16 protein-coding genes are annotated in these 16078 nt (G+C 50.0%); 6 read left to right on the top strand and 10 right to left on the bottom strand.

Going from position 1 to position 16078, the window contains the following annotated elements:
• Positions 1 to 35 precede the first annotated feature (35 nt).
• On the bottom strand, positions 36 to 167 hold the full coding sequence (locus AC0VZ8_RS01435) for a hypothetical protein (protein ID WP_260068565.1): 132 nt from the start codon (positions 165 to 167) through the stop codon (positions 36 to 38).
• Positions 168 to 306: 139 nt separating this feature from the next.
• On the opposite strand from AC0VZ8_RS01435, the gene AC0VZ8_RS01430 reads away from it, so the two are divergent.
• Positions 307 to 1068 carry a kanamycin nucleotidyltransferase C-terminal domain-containing protein gene (locus tag AC0VZ8_RS01430; RefSeq protein WP_260068564.1) on the top strand — a complete coding sequence of 254 codons (762 nt, stop codon included), beginning with the start codon at positions 307 to 309 and terminating at the stop codon, positions 1066 to 1068.
• Positions 1069 to 1236: 168 nt separating this feature from the next.
• A complete protein-coding gene (locus AC0VZ8_RS01425) occupies positions 1237 to 2985 on the top strand; it encodes a M28 family peptidase (RefSeq protein ID WP_260068563.1) in 1749 nt (582 codons plus the stop codon).
• Between the two features lie 138 nt (positions 2986 to 3123).
• On the opposite strand, the gene AC0VZ8_RS01420 is transcribed toward AC0VZ8_RS01425, so the two are convergent.
• Positions 3124 to 3567, bottom strand: a complete 444-nt coding sequence (locus AC0VZ8_RS01420) for a DUF3888 domain-containing protein (RefSeq protein WP_475485808.1) — start codon at positions 3565 to 3567, stop codon at positions 3124 to 3126.
• A 215-nt stretch (positions 3568 to 3782) separates the two neighbouring features.
• On the opposite strand from AC0VZ8_RS01420, the gene AC0VZ8_RS01415 reads away from it, so the two are divergent.
• A complete protein-coding gene (locus tag AC0VZ8_RS01415; RefSeq protein WP_475485807.1) occupies positions 3783 to 4730 on the top strand; it encodes an alpha/beta hydrolase in 948 nt (315 codons plus the stop codon).
• Positions 4731 to 4872: 142 nt separating this feature from the next.
• On the opposite strand, the gene AC0VZ8_RS01410 is transcribed toward AC0VZ8_RS01415, so the two are convergent.
• Positions 4873 to 5346, bottom strand: coding sequence for an Lrp/AsnC family transcriptional regulator (locus tag AC0VZ8_RS01410; protein ID WP_071219542.1), 474 nt, complete (start codon positions 5344 to 5346; stop codon positions 4873 to 4875).
• A 146-nt stretch (positions 5347 to 5492) separates the two neighbouring features.
• Here AC0VZ8_RS01410 and AC0VZ8_RS01405 point away from each other — a divergent pair, with 146 nt between their 5' ends.
• A complete protein-coding gene (locus AC0VZ8_RS01405) occupies positions 5493 to 6320 on the top strand; it encodes an alpha/beta fold hydrolase (protein ID WP_475485806.1) in 828 nt (275 codons plus the stop codon).
• 284 nt (positions 6321 to 6604) lie between these two features.
• On the opposite strand, the gene phnX is transcribed toward AC0VZ8_RS01405, so the two are convergent.
• The 5 genes from phnX to AC0VZ8_RS01380 form a co-directional block, all read right to left on the bottom strand.
• Positions 6605 to 7423, bottom strand: a complete 819-nt coding sequence (phnX, locus tag AC0VZ8_RS01400; RefSeq protein WP_475485805.1) for a phosphonoacetaldehyde hydrolase — start codon at positions 7421 to 7423, stop codon at positions 6605 to 6607.
• Positions 7420 to 8514, bottom strand: a complete 1095-nt coding sequence (gene phnW, locus AC0VZ8_RS01395; protein ID WP_475485804.1) for a 2-aminoethylphosphonate--pyruvate transaminase — start codon at positions 8512 to 8514, stop codon at positions 7420 to 7422. The genes phnX and phnW overlap by 4 nt, the downstream gene beginning before the upstream one ends.
• 22 nt (positions 8515 to 8536) lie before the next feature.
• The gene (locus AC0VZ8_RS01390) at positions 8537 to 9532 is read right to left on the bottom strand and encodes an extracellular solute-binding protein (RefSeq protein ID WP_475485803.1); all 996 of its coding nucleotides are present in this window, start codon (positions 9530 to 9532) and stop codon (positions 8537 to 8539) included.
• Between the two features lie 260 nt (positions 9533 to 9792).
• Positions 9793 to 11409 carry an ABC transporter permease subunit gene (locus AC0VZ8_RS01385; RefSeq protein ID WP_475485802.1) on the bottom strand — a complete coding sequence of 539 codons (1617 nt, stop codon included), beginning with the start codon at positions 11407 to 11409 and terminating at the stop codon, positions 9793 to 9795.
• The gene (locus tag AC0VZ8_RS01380) at positions 11402 to 12154 is read right to left on the bottom strand and encodes an ABC transporter ATP-binding protein (RefSeq protein ID WP_220686943.1); all 753 of its coding nucleotides are present in this window, start codon (positions 12152 to 12154) and stop codon (positions 11402 to 11404) included. The genes AC0VZ8_RS01385 and AC0VZ8_RS01380 overlap by 8 nt, the downstream gene beginning before the upstream one ends.
• Positions 12155 to 12394: 240 nt before the next feature.
• Here AC0VZ8_RS01380 and AC0VZ8_RS01375 point away from each other — a divergent pair, with 240 nt between their 5' ends.
• Positions 12395 to 13171 (top strand): DeoR/GlpR family DNA-binding transcription regulator, encoded by a 777-nt coding sequence (locus tag AC0VZ8_RS01375; RefSeq protein ID WP_475485801.1) that lies wholly within the window; start codon positions 12395 to 12397, stop codon positions 13169 to 13171.
• Positions 13172 to 13270: 99 nt separating this feature from the next.
• On the opposite strand, the gene AC0VZ8_RS01370 is transcribed toward AC0VZ8_RS01375, so the two are convergent.
• Together AC0VZ8_RS01370 and AC0VZ8_RS01365 are read right to left on the bottom strand one after the other, a co-directional pair.
• Positions 13271 to 14125: a phosphotransferase gene (locus AC0VZ8_RS01370; protein ID WP_475485800.1), complete on the bottom strand. Its 855-nt coding sequence runs from the start codon at positions 14123 to 14125 to the stop codon at positions 13271 to 13273.
• A gap of 13 nt (positions 14126 to 14138) precedes the next feature.
• Positions 14139 to 14747, bottom strand: a complete 609-nt coding sequence (locus AC0VZ8_RS01365; protein ID WP_475485799.1) for a TetR/AcrR family transcriptional regulator — start codon at positions 14745 to 14747, stop codon at positions 14139 to 14141.
• 147 nt (positions 14748 to 14894) lie between these two features.
• On the opposite strand from AC0VZ8_RS01365, the gene AC0VZ8_RS01360 reads away from it, so the two are divergent.
• On the top strand, positions 14895 to 15953 hold the full coding sequence (locus AC0VZ8_RS01360; RefSeq protein ID WP_475485798.1) for a hypothetical protein: 1059 nt from the start codon (positions 14895 to 14897) through the stop codon (positions 15951 to 15953).
• The last annotated feature ends 125 nt before the right edge of the window (positions 15954 to 16078 follow it).

Below are 16078 nucleotides of genomic sequence, written 5' to 3'. Positions count from 1 at the left end.
ATTCACCAATACAACCACCGGAAATCTGGTTAGTCCTACAGTTTCGGCCTAATCCGAGCTTGCTCATCCAGCTCATTCGCGGCATGGGCATCTTCATAGAAATAATGAATTCGTAATTCATCTTCCCCCTCCGCGAGCAGTTCCTCAGGCACAGCTATCTTGCTCAAACCAGAACAACCAATCACTATCACCAAGACGAACCAGGCTAGAACTCTCCTAAACTTCAAAAACCCGTCACCCCCTAATACAACCGTTCTATTTATACTATAATATAGATAACTAACTTTCTTCGGAGGGGATTTCCTTATGCTGCCTTATCCTGCTGCTACGACTAGAGAAGAGAAAATGAACATCATTCATCAAATCAAAGACCGACTGCTTCAGTTGCACGGCGATAGCATTTTGGCCATTGGCTTGTACGGTTCGATTGCACAAAAGATTGATGGTCCTTACTCGGACATTGAACTTCGGGTTGTTACACAGGACGGCGTCTCCCTGCCCGGACACGAATTCATATACCCCCCTTTCAAAATCGAAATCGGCATGGAACAAAAACAGGATATACTCAAGGATGCGGCGTCAGTGGACGACTCCTGGGCGATTACAGCGGGCGCTTATGTCCATCTACAGGAAATTTACGATCCGGCGAACCTGCTTGCTGAAATTCGGAAGCTGCCCCTCCAGGTTTCAGACGAAGCCATCAAAGAAACGATGCGGGAATTCATGATCTGGGAACCCTACGAAACGATGGGCAAAATACGAAACAACGTCCAATCCGGTAACTTAGGCTACCTCCCGCTTGGAGCCAAGGACCTGACCTGGCAGACGGCGAAGCTGATTGGACTTGCCAACCGAACGTTTTACAATACAAGAGCCAAGACATTGGAGGAATCACTGTCCCTGAAATCCAGGCCTTCGGGATACGATGAGCTGGCACAATTGGTGATGCGGGGTCAGCTTCTCCAGATCGATCATGTGTATGAGCTTTGCGAGCAGCTCTGGACCGGTCTGAACGCATGGTATGAAAAAATGAATATTGAATATAAATCAAAAGAGCTTCCATTCTAATGGAGGCTCTTGCTTTGTGTTATGCATGGAATGCTGATCATTCTCAATCTTATATTGACACATGTCATATTCTGGAACTACGCTGTGTAAGAGCCGATTTCTTACATACGATGAAAGATCGCTTTACGAAACGCCTGAATGATCATAAAAAGGAAGTGAGTACTTACCATGCAAATTCAATTGAGTAGACCGCCGGATTACAGACCTCCTTATTGGCTGCCGCTTACAACCATCCTCACCGTCATACTCGTTATCTCTCTCATGCTGTGGTTCGAGAAGCCGCCAGAAGCCAGAAATATCGATGCGCCCGCAACCGAGTTCTCTGCCGAACGCGCGATGGCACATGTCGAGCGCATCGCACAAGAGCCCCATCCGATGGGTTCGCCTGCCAATGCGGAAGTCAGAGCTTACTTGGTGGAACAGATGAAGCAGCTCGGATTGAACCCGGACGTCCAAGAATTCAATGGCCGACTGACAACCAAGTACATCGACGCCGACATTCAGCTTACGAACATTCTGGGCGTCATTAAGGGCACCGGATCGGGCAAACCGCTCCTGCTTATGTCCCATTATGACTCGGTCCCTACCGGACCCGGGGCCAATGATGCTTCGGTAAGCGTAGCTTCGTTGCTGGAGACGGCAAGAGCGATCCAAGCCGGACCTCCGCCGCAGAATGACATATGGATTCTGCTGACAGATGGGGAAGAGAGGGGTCTGCTGGGGGCGGAAGTGTTCTTCCGTGACCCGCAGCACCTTGAGGTTGGCATGATTGCGAATTTTGAAGCCCGGGGATCGAAGGGTTCCTCCTTCATGTTTCAGACCAGCGACAGCAATAGTCGGATCATTGAAGAATACGCACAAGCCGTATCCAATCCTGTCAGCAACTCGCTCTTGGTGGACCTCTACAAACAACTGCCGAACGATACCGATTTGACGGTGGCGCTTGAGCATGGTCTCCCGGGACTAAACTTTGCCTATGGCGATGGGTGGGTCGCTTATCATACCCCGATGGACAACACGGAGAACGTCTCCCTTGAAACCATGCAGCATCAAGGCGAGAATGCGCTGGCCGTGGCAAAGCATTTTGGCAACCTTGATTTGACTGACCTGGCTTCAACAGACGACCGTATTTATTTCAATCTATTTGGCCTGCTGGTTCATTACCCTGCAAAATGGGCGATCCCGATCACCGTGGTGTTCGCGGCGATATGGATGGCTTTCGCGGTACTGTTTGCCCGTATCTCCAGACTCTCCCTCAAGGGAAGTTTGCTAGGCCTGCTAACCCCGATTGCAGCCATCGTGCTCTCGGCAGCGCTAAGCTTTGGCCTGTGGTCGCTGGTTGATACGTTGTGGGCCGGCAAAATGACGCAGCCCACAGGGGCAACCTATGATTCGCTTCTGTACAGTGTCAGCTTCATCCTGGTAACCTTCATCGTTCATGTTGCGCTCACCCGCTGGATCGTGCGGAAAGTGAATGAATTGGAGATGCTGCTGGGAGGCTCATTCCTGTTCCTGCTGCTGCTTGTCGGCTCAACCGGGTTCCTGCCGGGCGCAAGCTATTTATTTGCGATTCCGCTGCTGGTCCATTACGCAGCCCTGACATGGGCGGCATTTACCCGGGACCCGATCGAATCCTTAAACCATCCGGCTGTCGTACTGGGAACGTCCCTGATCCCTGTTCTGATGTTCACTTCGGTCTTTCATATTGTGTTCCTTATGCTGCCGCCAGGAATACACCTATTCAGCGTGGTGCTGATCGGGCTCATTCTAGCCCTAATGTCCCCTGCTGTGCGAATGCTCGCATATGCCTGGAAATGGGTACTGCCGGCTGCCTTCATCGCCATCATCGTTCTGCTCGCCATCGGCTGGATCCAGGCCGAACCGGGACCGGATCGGCCGGTTTACGAGAGCTGGTAAGCATTGCAGGTACACTACCTGCTGCTTCAATGCTTGAGGGTGTGAGACCCGATAAACGCACCATGATCTCCATGCCAAACAAGCAAACGCGCGAATTGCGTTTGCTTGTTTTTTGTCATTGGATCAATTTCGCCGCCGTTACTTCACGATATTTTGCCAATGCGGAGGTAGTTCATACGTCTTCAAATGTTTGTATTCCACCAGCTTGACCATACCGCCGGGAATCGTCGGAGCCACTTCAAACACAAGCCGATCCTTTCCAACCGAAATATGGGGACCAACCGATGGATTGGCCTCAAGCGTGATGATGAAATGAAAACCGCGGAATCCATTAACCCTCTTCACTTCGGTCACATCCACAAAGTATGGATAAACAAGCGGCTGCTCCTTCAACGTGTGGATATAATGCCCGCGAACCGCCTCATCGATATGAGGAAGCAGAAATAGCATCAGCATATCCTGATATTGCAGCTGCGCACTATCCTTCTTCGGTGAAGAATAGGTCTCCTCGGCATAGGACGGCAGCGTTAAACCCATAACCATAACGACGGCAAGAATTAGGCTGATGAAGCGTTTGTTCATATTCTCCCTCGCCTCCTGCTGCAGCTCTTTATCTTTAGGCTACCCCAACCGATACAATTGATGTAACACCCATGAAACGAACGTGATCCGCGATATAGATTAATCAGGGGACGTGCGATATGATAGGTGGAAGGAACGATATCGTATCAGCTATGCCTTCCTTATCACATTCATCGTGCTTGTCCCATGGATACACAGGGAGGATAACCATCAACATGAAAAAAAGGATTATGATCATGTCAGCAGCTATCATCGCATTTCTAGTTCTCATTATTGTCGGAGCAAGCTTCTACTTCTATAATGTCGCTATTGCCCGTGCCGACAAGGGCTTTCTAAACGGCAACCCGGACCTGGAAGCCAATTCGAATATCGACAATCCCTTTGCGGACAGCAAGGATTGGTGGACCCAGCAGAGCTTCGAGGAATGGAACCTTACTTCAGACGACGGTCTGAAGCTGCATGCTTACTATTTACCTGCCGAGGTATCGACGGATAAAACCGTCATCATTGCTCATGGCTACTCCGGGCATTCGGAGCAGATGAGCGGATTCGCCCAAATGTACCATAAGGACCTGGGTTACAACGTGCTTCTGCCCGACGCGCGAGGTCATGGACGAAGCGAAGGTGATTACATCGGCTTCGGCTGGCCGGAGCGCAAGGATTATCTGAAATGGATCGATCAAGTCATCGAGCATACGGGTGAAAGCACGCAAGTTGTCCTTCATGGAGTATCCATGGGCGGTGCAACGGTCATGATGACCAGCGGCGAAGAGCTTCCTCCCCAAGTAAAAGCCATTGTTGAGGACTGCGGATATACCTCGGTCACGGATGAACTGAAATATCAGCTGAAGCGCATGTATAAGCTGCCGTCCTTCCCGCTGGTTCAATCCACGAGCCTGTTGACCAAGATCCGCGCCGGATACTCCTTCGGCGAAGCATCCGCACTCGAGCAGGTGAAGAAATCCAAAACACCGACACTGTTCATTCACGGCGGCGGCGATTTGTTCGTACCTACCGAGATGGTGTATGAGCTGTACGAGAATGGTCCGGAGCAAAAGAAGCTGTTCATCGTCCCCGAAGCAGGTCACGGCATGGCGCGCCAGTTCGATCCCGAGGGGTATGACCGCGAAGTGACGGAGTTTATTGGTGCGTATGTGCAATAAGAGGAAAAGAGCAGTCCATGTGGACTGCTCTTTTTTAGCGGAATTGTGTTAGGTGATAGTGTACAAGCAGTGCCGGAAAAATATCATTTACTTGGTAATTCTTGCTCTATTACTAGAGATCTTGCTGCTCCAACGATGCAGCTCAAATACCCGGCGGATTAATGCGTGGAATGGTGTTCGATGCATCCTGGCTTGAGACCAGACTTTTATCCTCAAATCGTGTGGACAGAACGACAAGCGTCGATGAATGGCCAAACGTGTTGCACGTTTCAAGGAAGGTTTCCAAGCTTTCACTCGTCGCGGTGACGACCTTCAATAAATAATTGTACTCCCCACTCGTCCTGTAGAAATCGACGATCTCCGGAGCCGACTCTGCGTATGCCTCGAACTCCCCGCAGTTATTCGATTTAAACAGTACGAACGCAGTGGTATACTTGCCGAGTTTCGATGGGGCAAGCACTGCACGATACCCCGTTATAACTCCCTGCTCCTCCAGTTTTCGAAGCCGTTCTGTCACGGCCGGCTGGGACATCACGATTAATCGGCTCATCTCGGAGATCGTAATTCGAGCATTTTCGTGAAGGATCGATAAGATTTTATTGTCTATGTGATCCATAATCCATGCACCTCATTTTTTAAAGTTAATGGCGTAAGCAACGTAATTATTAAGTTTTTTGACCCCAAATTCCTTTATAACTCCATTTCGATTGTAAAATAATTCAAATATAATTTCATTATAAACCGACAAGGGAGATGGAGAATATGACTACGAAATTACATGAGAGCACAATGATAAATGGGTTAAACTTTTTCACGACCATTGATGGAGTTAGAATTGCTTATCGAATGGATGGTCCAACCGGTAAACCGGTACTGATGCTGGCGAACTCAATTGCAACCTCAATGCACATGTGGGACGGCCAAATAGCTGATCTTTCGGAGCATTTCCTCGTGCTTCGCTACGACTATCGGGGACATGGCGAATCGGATACACCTGAGGCTCCCTATTCGTTCGACCGACTGGGACGGGATGTCATTGAACTGCTTGACTCGCTTCACATTGACCGCGTGCATTTCCTTGGGCTATCGTTAGGCGGTGCGGTCGCACAATGGCTTGCGATCCACGCTCCTGAGCGGATCGACCGGCTCGTCCTAAGCAATACGTCCTCTTATCTGGGACCGGCTGAGCAATGGCAAGGTTTAATCACATCTGTGCTGCAACCTGAGAACCTTCCAGAGTTTGCCGATACATTCATTAAGAACTGGTTTCCTTCACATATGGTGGAGTCAGAAAACGCGATCGTTGCTTCTTTTCGGGAGATGGTGCTGACGACCCGCCCACATGGAATCGCAGGAAGCTGGGCTGCTATCCGTGATATGGATATGCGCCGGACGGCTTCCCTGATCAGCAGCCCAACACTCGTCATTAGCGGGCAGTATGATACCGTGACGCTTCCGAGCCACGGTGAATTGATCGCTAAAACGGTGCCGAATTCCACGTTCGTCTTGTTCCCATCCGTACACTTAACGAATGTGGAATATCAATCCGAGTTCCTGAGTACTGTGCTGGAGTTTTTGCAGTCGGAATAATAAAGTGAATTACGAGGTGGGTATACGTTGATATCACAAAGAACCAAGTATGGGATCGTATACTTGGTTCTTCTATCATTACTGGGGCGATTCACCATTCGTTTCGTTTCACACGCATACGATGGCTGTTGAGTTCTTTTTTCCCGACAGTCTGAGCAGTCCATGTGGACTGCTCTTTTTTAGCAGGTGAGGGGTAACCTATAGCACCATCCCCTTTCCTTCAGCTCTCGGGTTATATGTTCCCGCAATACTTTACCGGCATATCGATAGGCCTCAATGGCTTCCTAGCACTGAATGCCCGGTCTTTTCCCCTCAGCCAGCATACCGTTAATTCTCTCGATTAATTCCGTCAGCTCGTTCATCGTCCGAAGCGTAAAATCCGCACCGCTACGGATAAACGTCTGTTCGGTTTTCAAAATCGCGGCTTCCCGGTCCGATTCTGACAGGGCATGGAACTCTTCTGCACTCAAGCCCATTTCCGAACTGCCGATGATAACGCCAACCGACCATACGCCTGCGTTCACGCCTTCTTTCACGTCCGAGACGGTATCCCCTACCTTAACGACTTTCCAGGATGCCGATAACCGGAGAGACTCCATATTCCGATAAATCATGTAAGGATAAGGTCTTCCTTGGGAATTCGTGTCATCCGGCGTGAAATAGACATCCGGGCTGTAGCCCTTTTGCCGGGCATTGGCGACCACGACTTCCATCATGCTGCTTGTATAGCCCGTCGTGGAACCGATCTTCAAGCCTTGACTCTTCAAAACTTCAACCGTTTCGATGACACCCGGGATCGGGTCCGTGTACTCGGATAAGGATGCCATCAAGGCCGGCTCGAATTCCGCATACAACCGCTCTACGTCCTGCTCATCGAAAGCTCTTCCGTACTTCGCTTCCCACAACGCCGACACTCTTGGCATGGACAGCATGGCACGAATATGATCGATCTTCAGCATCCCCATCGGCGCTCTCGCCTCATCCATCGTCACTTCAATGCCCGCATTCTTAAAAATATCGACAAACACGTTCACCGGTGCAAAGCATCCAAAATCCACAGCCGTTCCGGCCCAGTCCAATATAACGCCTTCGATTCGGCTCATTGTGCCGTCACCCCCATATATTCTTCAATAATATGACATAACTGTTCGATATCCCGCTCATAAATTTCTCCGATATTCCCAATGCGGAAGGTATCCACGTCGGTCAGCTTGCCCGGGTAGATCACATAGCCTCTTTCTTTAATGTAAGCGTAAAAATGCTCGAAGCTAAACCCTTCACTCGGGCATAAGAACGTGGTGATGATCGGGGATTGCTTGTCATCGGTAATGTAAGCCTGGATACCGATTTGCGCCAATCTCTCCCGCAGCAGGCGATTGTTATTCCGGTAACGACTGAATCTCGCCGATACACCGCCTTCTTCGTTCAGCTCATCCAACGCTTTGGAGAAGGCGGCCACAACATGGGTCGGCGAAGTATAACGCCATTTGCCGTCCTTGTCCATGCCCTTCCATTGGTCATACAGGTCGAGCGACAGGCTGCGCGCAATCCCTTCGCAGGCTGCAAGCTTCTCCAGCTTGGCGATCACGAAGCCAAACCCCGGAACGCCCTGGATGCATTTATTCGCACTGCTGATCAGGTAGTCGACGCCAAGTCCCTGAACATCGATTTCCATGCCGCCAAAACTGCTCATCGCATCGATGATGAGGGTTTTGCCGTATTCTCTGGACAACGACGAAACCATCTCCAGCGGATTCAGAATCCCGGTTGTCGTCTCGCAATGTACCATCGCGATATGCGTAATACTCACGTCCTTGTGCAGTATGGCTCGAAGTTCATCCTCGCTTGGATGTTCGTCATAATTCACTCTGTACTCCACATAATTCAGTCCGATATACTCCGCCATTTTCACGATCCGCTCACCATATGCGCCGTTTGTTACGATCAGCACTTTATCATCTTTTGAGATGGTTGACGTCATGACGGCTTCGACGGCAAAGGTGCCGCTTCCCTGCATCAACACGGCGGTGTACCGCTCTTGATCCGCCCCGGCGAGTGCCAGGAGCTGTGATCTGATCTTTTGCGTAATCGATTTATATTCATCATCCCATGTACATCGGTCAAAGAGCATCTCCTCTTTCACCGTCTTGGTTGTCGTCAAAGGTCCTGGTGTCAAAAGCTTGTAGGTATTCATTTCACATCGCTCCTATGCTGGCTTATTCTTTGGATCCGTTGAAGAATTGCTGATGCTCTTCCAGCAGCTCTACGGTCAGCGGCTTCTCAAAGGTCATCGAGTACGCAGGTTTGTTGACTTCATCCACGGTCTCGCCTTCGTACAGGGCCACCGGATAGTTCACGATCAGGTCTTTTCTGGCATCCTTCACGATGGTCTCGGCCATTTTCATCGCTAAATCCGTCGTTGCATTCTTCTTGTCCACCACCGCAACCGACTCGGTGAGCGAGAAGTTTCCTTCGACCGGATCCACGTAATCAATCGGTGCACCGTCAGCTTTGGCCGCTACCGCCTGATGGCGGAGTCCGAAGCCCGCAGCCACTTCTCCAGCCTGTACTTTTTTGATCGGACCCGAGCCCGAGCTCTCCAAATGCGGTCCCACATTGGCAATCAGATCATGGAGCACTTGGCGTCCCGCATTTTCGCCGTATTGCGTGATGATCGCCTGGACGAGCAGCCAGCCGGTGGAGGAATCCATAATGTTCGGAATCGATACGAGCCCGCTGAATTCCGGCTTGGTCAGATCCGTGATGGAGGTTGGCATCGGCAAACCTTTGTCTTTCAGCACCTGCGTATTCACGAAGATGGCGCCGGTATTCGCCAGAATCGGCGTGTAGTATTTCGGATAAGTTCCGACAGCGCCTGCGTCAAAAGCCAAATCCTTAAACATGGAGTGCTTGGTCTGCGAGCTTTCGATAAAGTACGAACTCATCGTGACGAGATCCGCCTCGATTTTGTTCCCCTCAGCCATCAGTTTCCCGCCAAGTTCGGATGTACCCATGGATTGCACGAGATACTGCCCTTCGTAACCGGCATTCTTCAACGATGTTTCCATTGCGGCGACGGCCTCTTCATCCCCGTTGGTGTAGATGACCACCTTCTTTGCTTCCCCTGCGCTTCCGCTTCCGCAGGCAGCCAGAGCAAACACCATACTGATTGCGATCAATGACAGCAGCATTCCCTTAAGCGTCTTCATCATGATTAACTCCACTCCTTGAATTTGTATTGGTATTAAAAAACAGGTTCAGTGCTTGATGTCCGCTGCGATACCGTATCGTACCTCCGATCGCTGTTGTCTTCAGATTTCTCTGATTGGAATGAATCCACTGTAGAAACCCTCAGACAAAGGCGAACGCATACGCTTCTCCAATACGATTCGTCCTCTCCGCTCGGTGTTCAAGTATGTTTTTTGCCAGCTGCATATCCGGCATCGCAGCGGGCATGAACGTAATGCCGGCTTTAGCGCTGCGCCGTTCTCCTCTGCAATGCGTCGCACACCAGCTTGATGATCAGATTCGTGAAGAAGATCAGCATCGACAGCACAAAAATCTCATTAAACTTGGCGAAATGCTGCAGCTCTTTGATTTTGCTGGCTACGAGCGACGTCTGGGCAGATACAAGAAAAATAATGCCGCTGATCGTCACCATAGCGTTGATGAAATAGTAGCTGAACATCTCTATGACGGTTGAAGCCGAGTTTGGCAGGATCACCCGATAAACGGTCTTGAACCAGCTGTCCCCCAGCAGTTCTCCCGTGGTTTCCCATGATGGATTCATCTTGGACAGGGAGTTCTTGGCCATCAGATACGGCGTCGTAAAGAAATGAACGATATTGCACAGAACGATAATGATGAAGGTTCCCTTTAGGCTGCTTCCATTAAAGAAGAGCAGGTAGGATATCCCCAGTACCATGCCGGGCACCGTATTCGTGATCATCGATACCATATCCACCGTGGATCGGGCTTTTAACGACGTACGCACATTCAGCAGCGCTGATCCGTATGCCATCAAGGTGCCAAACAGCGCTGTCAGCAAGGCGACCCAGAGCGAATTGCGGTATACCCCTGTCAAATCACTCGATTGAAAGACGTCCCGTACATGCTTAAGCGTAAACGTCAGGTCATAGGGATAGCTGCTCAGCCATGGCGCAATGAACATCACGACAAAAACCGATAGCATGCCCAGCACGATGACCGATGACATTATGCCGAAGGCGATATCCCGAATGCGCTGCCGCGGCAGCTCGATATCCGACAGCTTGTCATAGTGGAAATTCCACTTTTCCAGATAGTTCAACAGCCAGATGCCGAACACGGCGGGGATCAGCATCATCACCGCAATGACAGCGCCTTGGTTGAAGTCCGGAATGGAGCCCAGCATCACCTGATACAGCTGCGTTGCTACGACCGGATAGGTACCGCCAACCGAAGCCGGAATGCCAAAATCCGTAAAGCTTAAGATAAAGGAAAGCACAAAGGCTCCGCCAAGCGCTCCGGCGAGGGGGCGCAAAATCGTATTCAGGAAACTTCTCATCGTACCGTCACCCATTAACTTGGAGACGATGATGAACTTTTTATCAATATACTTAAACGCGTTATGGATCAGTAGGAATACTGGAGGCAGCGTGTAAATGACGTAGCCTATGAGCAGTCCGTTCCATCCGTAGATTTCAAACAAATTGCGCCCGGCAAGCCGAGTGATCAATCCCTGATTACCGAACGAATACATAATGGCGAACCCATATGTAATGGTCGGGAGCAGCATGGGGATGATGATGACGGTTTTCAGCAGGCCTTTAACAGGCCGGTATATTTTGGTGCAATGAATGGAATACGCGAGTATAAACCCCAGGACGGTTGTGATCACCGCCGTGATGCCCGAAATCTTCACACTGTTGCCAATCGCTGTGATGAATTCCCTGCTCGACCCTATGGATACATAATGCCCGAGGGTAAACCCCTGATCGGATTCGAAGGAACGGATGAGCAGAATGAGCAGCGGCAAGAACAGAAACACGGCGAACAATAACAGGATGACGGTAAAGATAATCCGCATTTCTGGTTTCACGTTATGCATACTGCTCACCGAACAGGTTGTAGATGTTCTGCCTTTTAATGTGCAGCTGCTTGATAATAAACTGCTTCACAAAGTCATTGTTCGGATGATGGACAATCTCCTGGGGTGTGCCGAATTGGGCAATCTGTCCCTGATGGATAATCAGGATTTTGTCCGAGAGCGTCAGCGCCTCCTCCGGGTCATGCGTTACAATGATCGTGGTCAGTTTGAATTCTCTGGCAATCGATTGAATCCGCTGCTTGATCGACTCCTTGATCACGCCGTCCAACGCGCTGAGCGGCTCGTCGAGCAGCAGGATCTTCGGTTTCGTAACCAGCGTTCTGGCCAGGGCCACTCTCTGCTTCTGCCCGCCCGACAGTTCGCCGATCCGCTTGTTCAAGTGGGGCTGAAGCTCCAGAAACTCGATATATTCCTGTACCTCCTGCTGACTCACGCTCCCCTTCTTGTTGCGCAGGCCGTATACGATATTGTCGTAGGCATTCAGATTAGGGAATAAGGCATAGTCCTGAAAAACGATATTAAACCCCCGCTTCTTCATTGGCACGTTGCTCAGATCTTGATCTTGGAACACGATTTTTCCCTGATCCATCCGGGTGAGTCCCAAAATAATATTCAGTAATGTGGTCTTCCCGCTGCCGCTCGGACCGAGCAGCGACACGATCTCGCCCGAACCGATTTCTACGTTGATGTCATCCAAAACCACTTTATCGTCGAATTGTTTGCTAATATGCTCTAGCTTCAGCAAACGGCTCACCTCCCTTAAACACATCCTCAGTATAGAAACCATATGTAAACAAGAATCATGAGAACTGTTAAATGTAAGTAAATTATGCATATATCATTCATAAATCAATACCAACTGTTGACCATATTCATCCATATTGGATGCCTAACTTATGAATAAAATAGGTAAATCTATTGAACATGGCTGGACGAATCGGTAAACTAGACATGAATACGGGCATCAACTACTAATGCGGATTGAATGGGTGAGCGAATGTTTCCACTGGAGAGGCAAAAGAAAATACTTGAGCTGCTTACGATTCGAAAAGTGCTGAAGATCACGGAGCTAACGGAAGAGCTGAACATCTCGGTGGATACGCTGCGCCGGGATTTGAACACCTTGACCAAGCAGGGGCGGATCGAAAAAATATATGGCGGGGTTAAGCTCGTGGAGTCCCGGTTCGGCGAATCGTCCATGGACGAGCGCATGGTCAGCCAGTTGGAAGAGAAGGACCGCATTGCCCGCAAATGCGGCGAATTCGTTCATGACGGCGATTGCATCTATATCGACAGCGGCTCGACAACATACCAGATCGCCAAATACGTGAAGCATAAGAAGAAGCTGACGGTGGTTACGAATTCGCTGCCGGTTGCGATTGAGCTTATGGACAGCGATGTAGAACTGATTATGATCGGCGGCAAGATCCGGCGGGAGGAACAATCCGTCGTCGCGTATGAATACATCTTCAACTTTCATGAGCTGAATGTGTTGAAAGCCTTTATCTGCTGCAGCGGCATCACCATCGAAAAAGGCATTTCCGACTACAATCTGGAAGAAGCCATTACGCGCAAAAAAATGATCGAGCTGTCCAAAGAGGTGGTTGTCATGGCGGACAGCACCAAGTTCGGCAAAGACGTCACCATTTCCATCGCATCGCTCGACAAGATTGATACGATCGTGACCGATGCGAACGTCCATGCAGGCTTCATTCCAAAATTCAAAAAAACCAATACAACGCTAGTCATTGCGGATGAATAGAATAAAAGACCAAAAAAACGGACGTTCCCCCTCGCTGAATGTTTAGCGATGAGAGAATGTCCGTTTCGGTTTCACGCAGCTACACACCCTTATTAACTTTTAATTGATATGTGCCAAGCCCTTTCGAATCACTTGCAGCAGTATCATTTTCTCTTCTTCTGTAATCCCGTCCGCGCTCAGCTTCCTGGCCGCCACGGGAAGAATCCATGGACGAACATCTTCGTAAGTGACTTCCCTGTGCAACTCATATTCCTCCATAAACACCTCGATGATGCGTTGTCTAATCCTATCAAAAAATTCCCTTATCGAATCCGGAATGCCAGGCGGTAAAATCGCATATCGCATCATGAGGATAAACTCGGCCAGATCTGCCTCAGGGTTCCCCATCGAGGCGCTCATCCAATCGATGACAACCACGCTTCCATCTAATCGGACCAGCATATTATAAGGATTCGGATCCCCATGGCAGGGTACATATTTAACTGGCAAGTCGTTCAGTAGCTCAATGATTGCTTCTTTCTCTCCAGTCGTTAAATAAGGGGCGCCGTTGATGGAATAGACGAGCCTATCTCTTTGCGAGGTTGGCAGCTGAACTGCTGAAGATTGGTGGATGCGGGCTAGTTCCCTGGCCATCATCCGGATATCTTCGCCTTCCCCAACCATTCCTCCGAACTCGGACAATGCCAAGCTCTTGCGAATGAACCTCTCCATCACGGTTTCCCCGTAGACGCGTTCAAACACAATGCCGGTACGACCATCGATCTTCAGAAGTTCATAGGGCTGGGCAACCGGGAGACCGTGATCCCACAGGATACAGTTCATCTCATATTCGCGCTTCATCGCATCGTCGTTTGTGTTAGGCTTTCCCCATTTCATGATCTTGGAGCCATCTTCCCATTCGAATACCTCAGAGCAGGCACCTTCCGCAATTTTTTTCCCAAGATTAGCAATCATATGATCTCCTCCATTAAGATAACATTCTCACCGGACCGAAGATTTGGATTGCGCATGGCAAGAACTCGGCCCATACGGGACTATCCGGCTCTTCCGTAATATTTAGCCGTAGGCCAATGAGGAAGCTGGTGTAGGTGATGGCTGTTTTTAGCGGATCGGATGGCTGCAGTTGTCCCTGCTCCTGCCCTTTCTCAATCAACCGGGAGACTTTATGAATCAGCTTCTGATTCGCTCTCCTCAATACGGCAAATGGTTTCGAAAACCGGGCTCTCTGTCCGATGACCTGCTGCGTTACCCGCAAATAATCACCCATTTGGGAAAATTGTTCCATGTGATTCTGAACCATCCGCGTAAGCTCATCCATCGGCTGATCTGTCTGCGCATCAAACTCTAACAAGCTTATGGCAAAATCCCGCAGCGGCTCAGCGATAACGGCATGAAACAATGCTTCCTTGTTCTCGAAATAGGTAAATACACTGCCGAAGCTCACATTCGACGCCTTGGCAACTTTTTGAATCGTAGTCTCATCGTAACCATGCTGCGAAAAAAGGATCAGCGCCTGGGATAAAATAGTTTCCCGCTTCTCCTTCATCGTGCGTAATTGTTTCTTTGAGATAGGCATTTACCAAGATCCTTTCATAATGAACGATTGATCAATCAATTCTAGTTTAGTTGTACATTCGAATTGAGGTCAATATAATATAGTGAGAAACAGGATATTTTTTCTAATCATGTGAGACACCATGCAGGTAGAGGAGGAAAAAAGGTTATGAACGTTGGATCAGCACGAGCGGCGGCAACGGACTGGGTCTTGCAGCATGCCAGCAGGGAGCCTGGATTCATGGGTGCCTATTTTAGCGGCTCCACGGTCGGAAAGTCGGATGGGGCAGAGATGGCTCCGTCCTCGGACATTGACGTTGTTATCGTTACCCAGGATGCGGAACCCCCTCTTAAGCTGGGAAAGTTTATCTACCAGGACGCCTTGATCGAAGCCACCTATCTGTCCTGGCGGGAACTCGCCTCGCCCGAGCAGGTATTAACGTCCTATCATCTTGCCGGCAGCTTCCGTGTAGACACCCTGATGTCCGATCCGACTGGGCAGCTGCGCAAGCTGCAGGCGGAGGTTTCACGTCATTTTGCCGACCGGATATGGGTTACCCGCCGCTGTGAGAACGTGCGCGAACGAATCATAACCGGACTCCGATCCATAGATCCTTCTGGCCCTTGGCATCGCCAGGTTACCTCCTGGCTGTTCCCTACCGGCGTAACTACCCATATGCTCCTGGTCGCCGCTCTTCGAAACCCCACGGTCAGGCTCCGCTATGCAGCGGTTCGCGATGTGCTCAAGGAGTATAACCAAGAGGAGATATATGAGGAGCTATTACGACTTTTGGGCTGTAAAGACATGAGTGCCGAACAAGCCATGATTCATCTCAATGGATTGACCAGAACCTTCGATGCCGCGTCTGCGATTGCGAAGACCCCTTTCTTCTTCAGCAGTGACATTACGCCGGATGCAAGAGCCATTGCCATTGACGGCAGCCGCGAGCTGATCCTAAACGGAAGCCATAGGGAAGCCGTCTTCTGGATGGTGGCTACCTTCGCTCGCTGCCACAACATATTGGAGGTCGACGGGACGCCTGAGTTTCAGGAGCAGTATACCCCTGCTTTTGATGCGATCCTTGCGGATCTCGGCATAACCTCCACCGATGACCTGCTGCAGCGGGCAGACGAGGTTCTCCATTTCCTGCCGAAACTGTGGAGCGTCACGGAAAGCATCTTGGATGCCAATCCGAATGTGACAGGCGAGCGGGAATCGACCTCATAACTCTTCTAAATTTCATATAACAAAAACCACGCCAGGATTGATCCGTGCGTGGTTTTTGTTTGGTCCATCGTGCGTATGACATCCTGTGCGTACGTGTACGAGGACGGGGGAATGCTTCGATGGCT

The organism is Paenibacillus sp. QJM3NY_38 (assembly GCF_056173265.1).
The sequence above is the reverse complement of the archived record's forward strand: the minus strand, read 5'-3'. Positions and strand labels throughout refer to the sequence as shown.

Coding starts and splice junctions, on each gene's coding strand:
- AC0VZ8_RS01430 (WP_260068564.1), top strand. CDS start 307: ATGCTGCCTTATCCTGCTGCTACGACTAGAGAAGAGAAAATGAACATC.
- AC0VZ8_RS01425 (WP_260068563.1), top strand. CDS start 1,237: ATGCAAATTCAATTGAGTAGACCGCCGGATTACAGACCTCCTTATTGG.
- AC0VZ8_RS01420 (WP_475485808.1), bottom strand. CDS start 3,567: ATGAACAAACGCTTCATCAGCCTAATTCTTGCCGTCGTTATGGTTATG.
- AC0VZ8_RS01415 (WP_475485807.1), top strand. CDS start 3,783: ATGAAAAAAAGGATTATGATCATGTCAGCAGCTATCATCGCATTTCTA.
- AC0VZ8_RS01410 (WP_071219542.1), bottom strand. CDS start 5,346: ATGGATCACATAGACAATAAAATCTTATCGATCCTTCACGAAAATGCT.
- AC0VZ8_RS01405 (WP_475485806.1), top strand. CDS start 5,493: ATGACTACGAAATTACATGAGAGCACAATGATAAATGGGTTAAACTTT.
- phnX (WP_475485805.1), bottom strand. CDS start 7,423: ATGAGCCGAATCGAAGGCGTTATATTGGACTGGGCCGGAACGGCTGTG.
- phnW (WP_475485804.1), bottom strand. CDS start 8,514: ATGAATACCTACAAGCTTTTGACACCAGGACCTTTGACGACAACCAAG.
- AC0VZ8_RS01390 (WP_475485803.1), bottom strand. CDS start 9,532: ATGATGAAGACGCTTAAGGGAATGCTGCTGTCATTGATCGCAATCAGT.
- AC0VZ8_RS01385 (WP_475485802.1), bottom strand. CDS start 11,409: ATGCATAACGTGAAACCAGAAATGCGGATTATCTTTACCGTCATCCTG.
- AC0VZ8_RS01375 (WP_475485801.1), top strand. CDS start 12,395: ATGGGTGAGCGAATGTTTCCACTGGAGAGGCAAAAGAAAATACTTGAG.
- AC0VZ8_RS01370 (WP_475485800.1), bottom strand. CDS start 14,125: ATGATTGCTAATCTTGGGAAAAAAATTGCGGAAGGTGCCTGCTCTGAG.
- AC0VZ8_RS01365 (WP_475485799.1), bottom strand. CDS start 14,747: ATGCCTATCTCAAAGAAACAATTACGCACGATGAAGGAGAAGCGGGAA.
- AC0VZ8_RS01360 (WP_475485798.1), top strand. CDS start 14,895: ATGAACGTTGGATCAGCACGAGCGGCGGCAACGGACTGGGTCTTGCAG.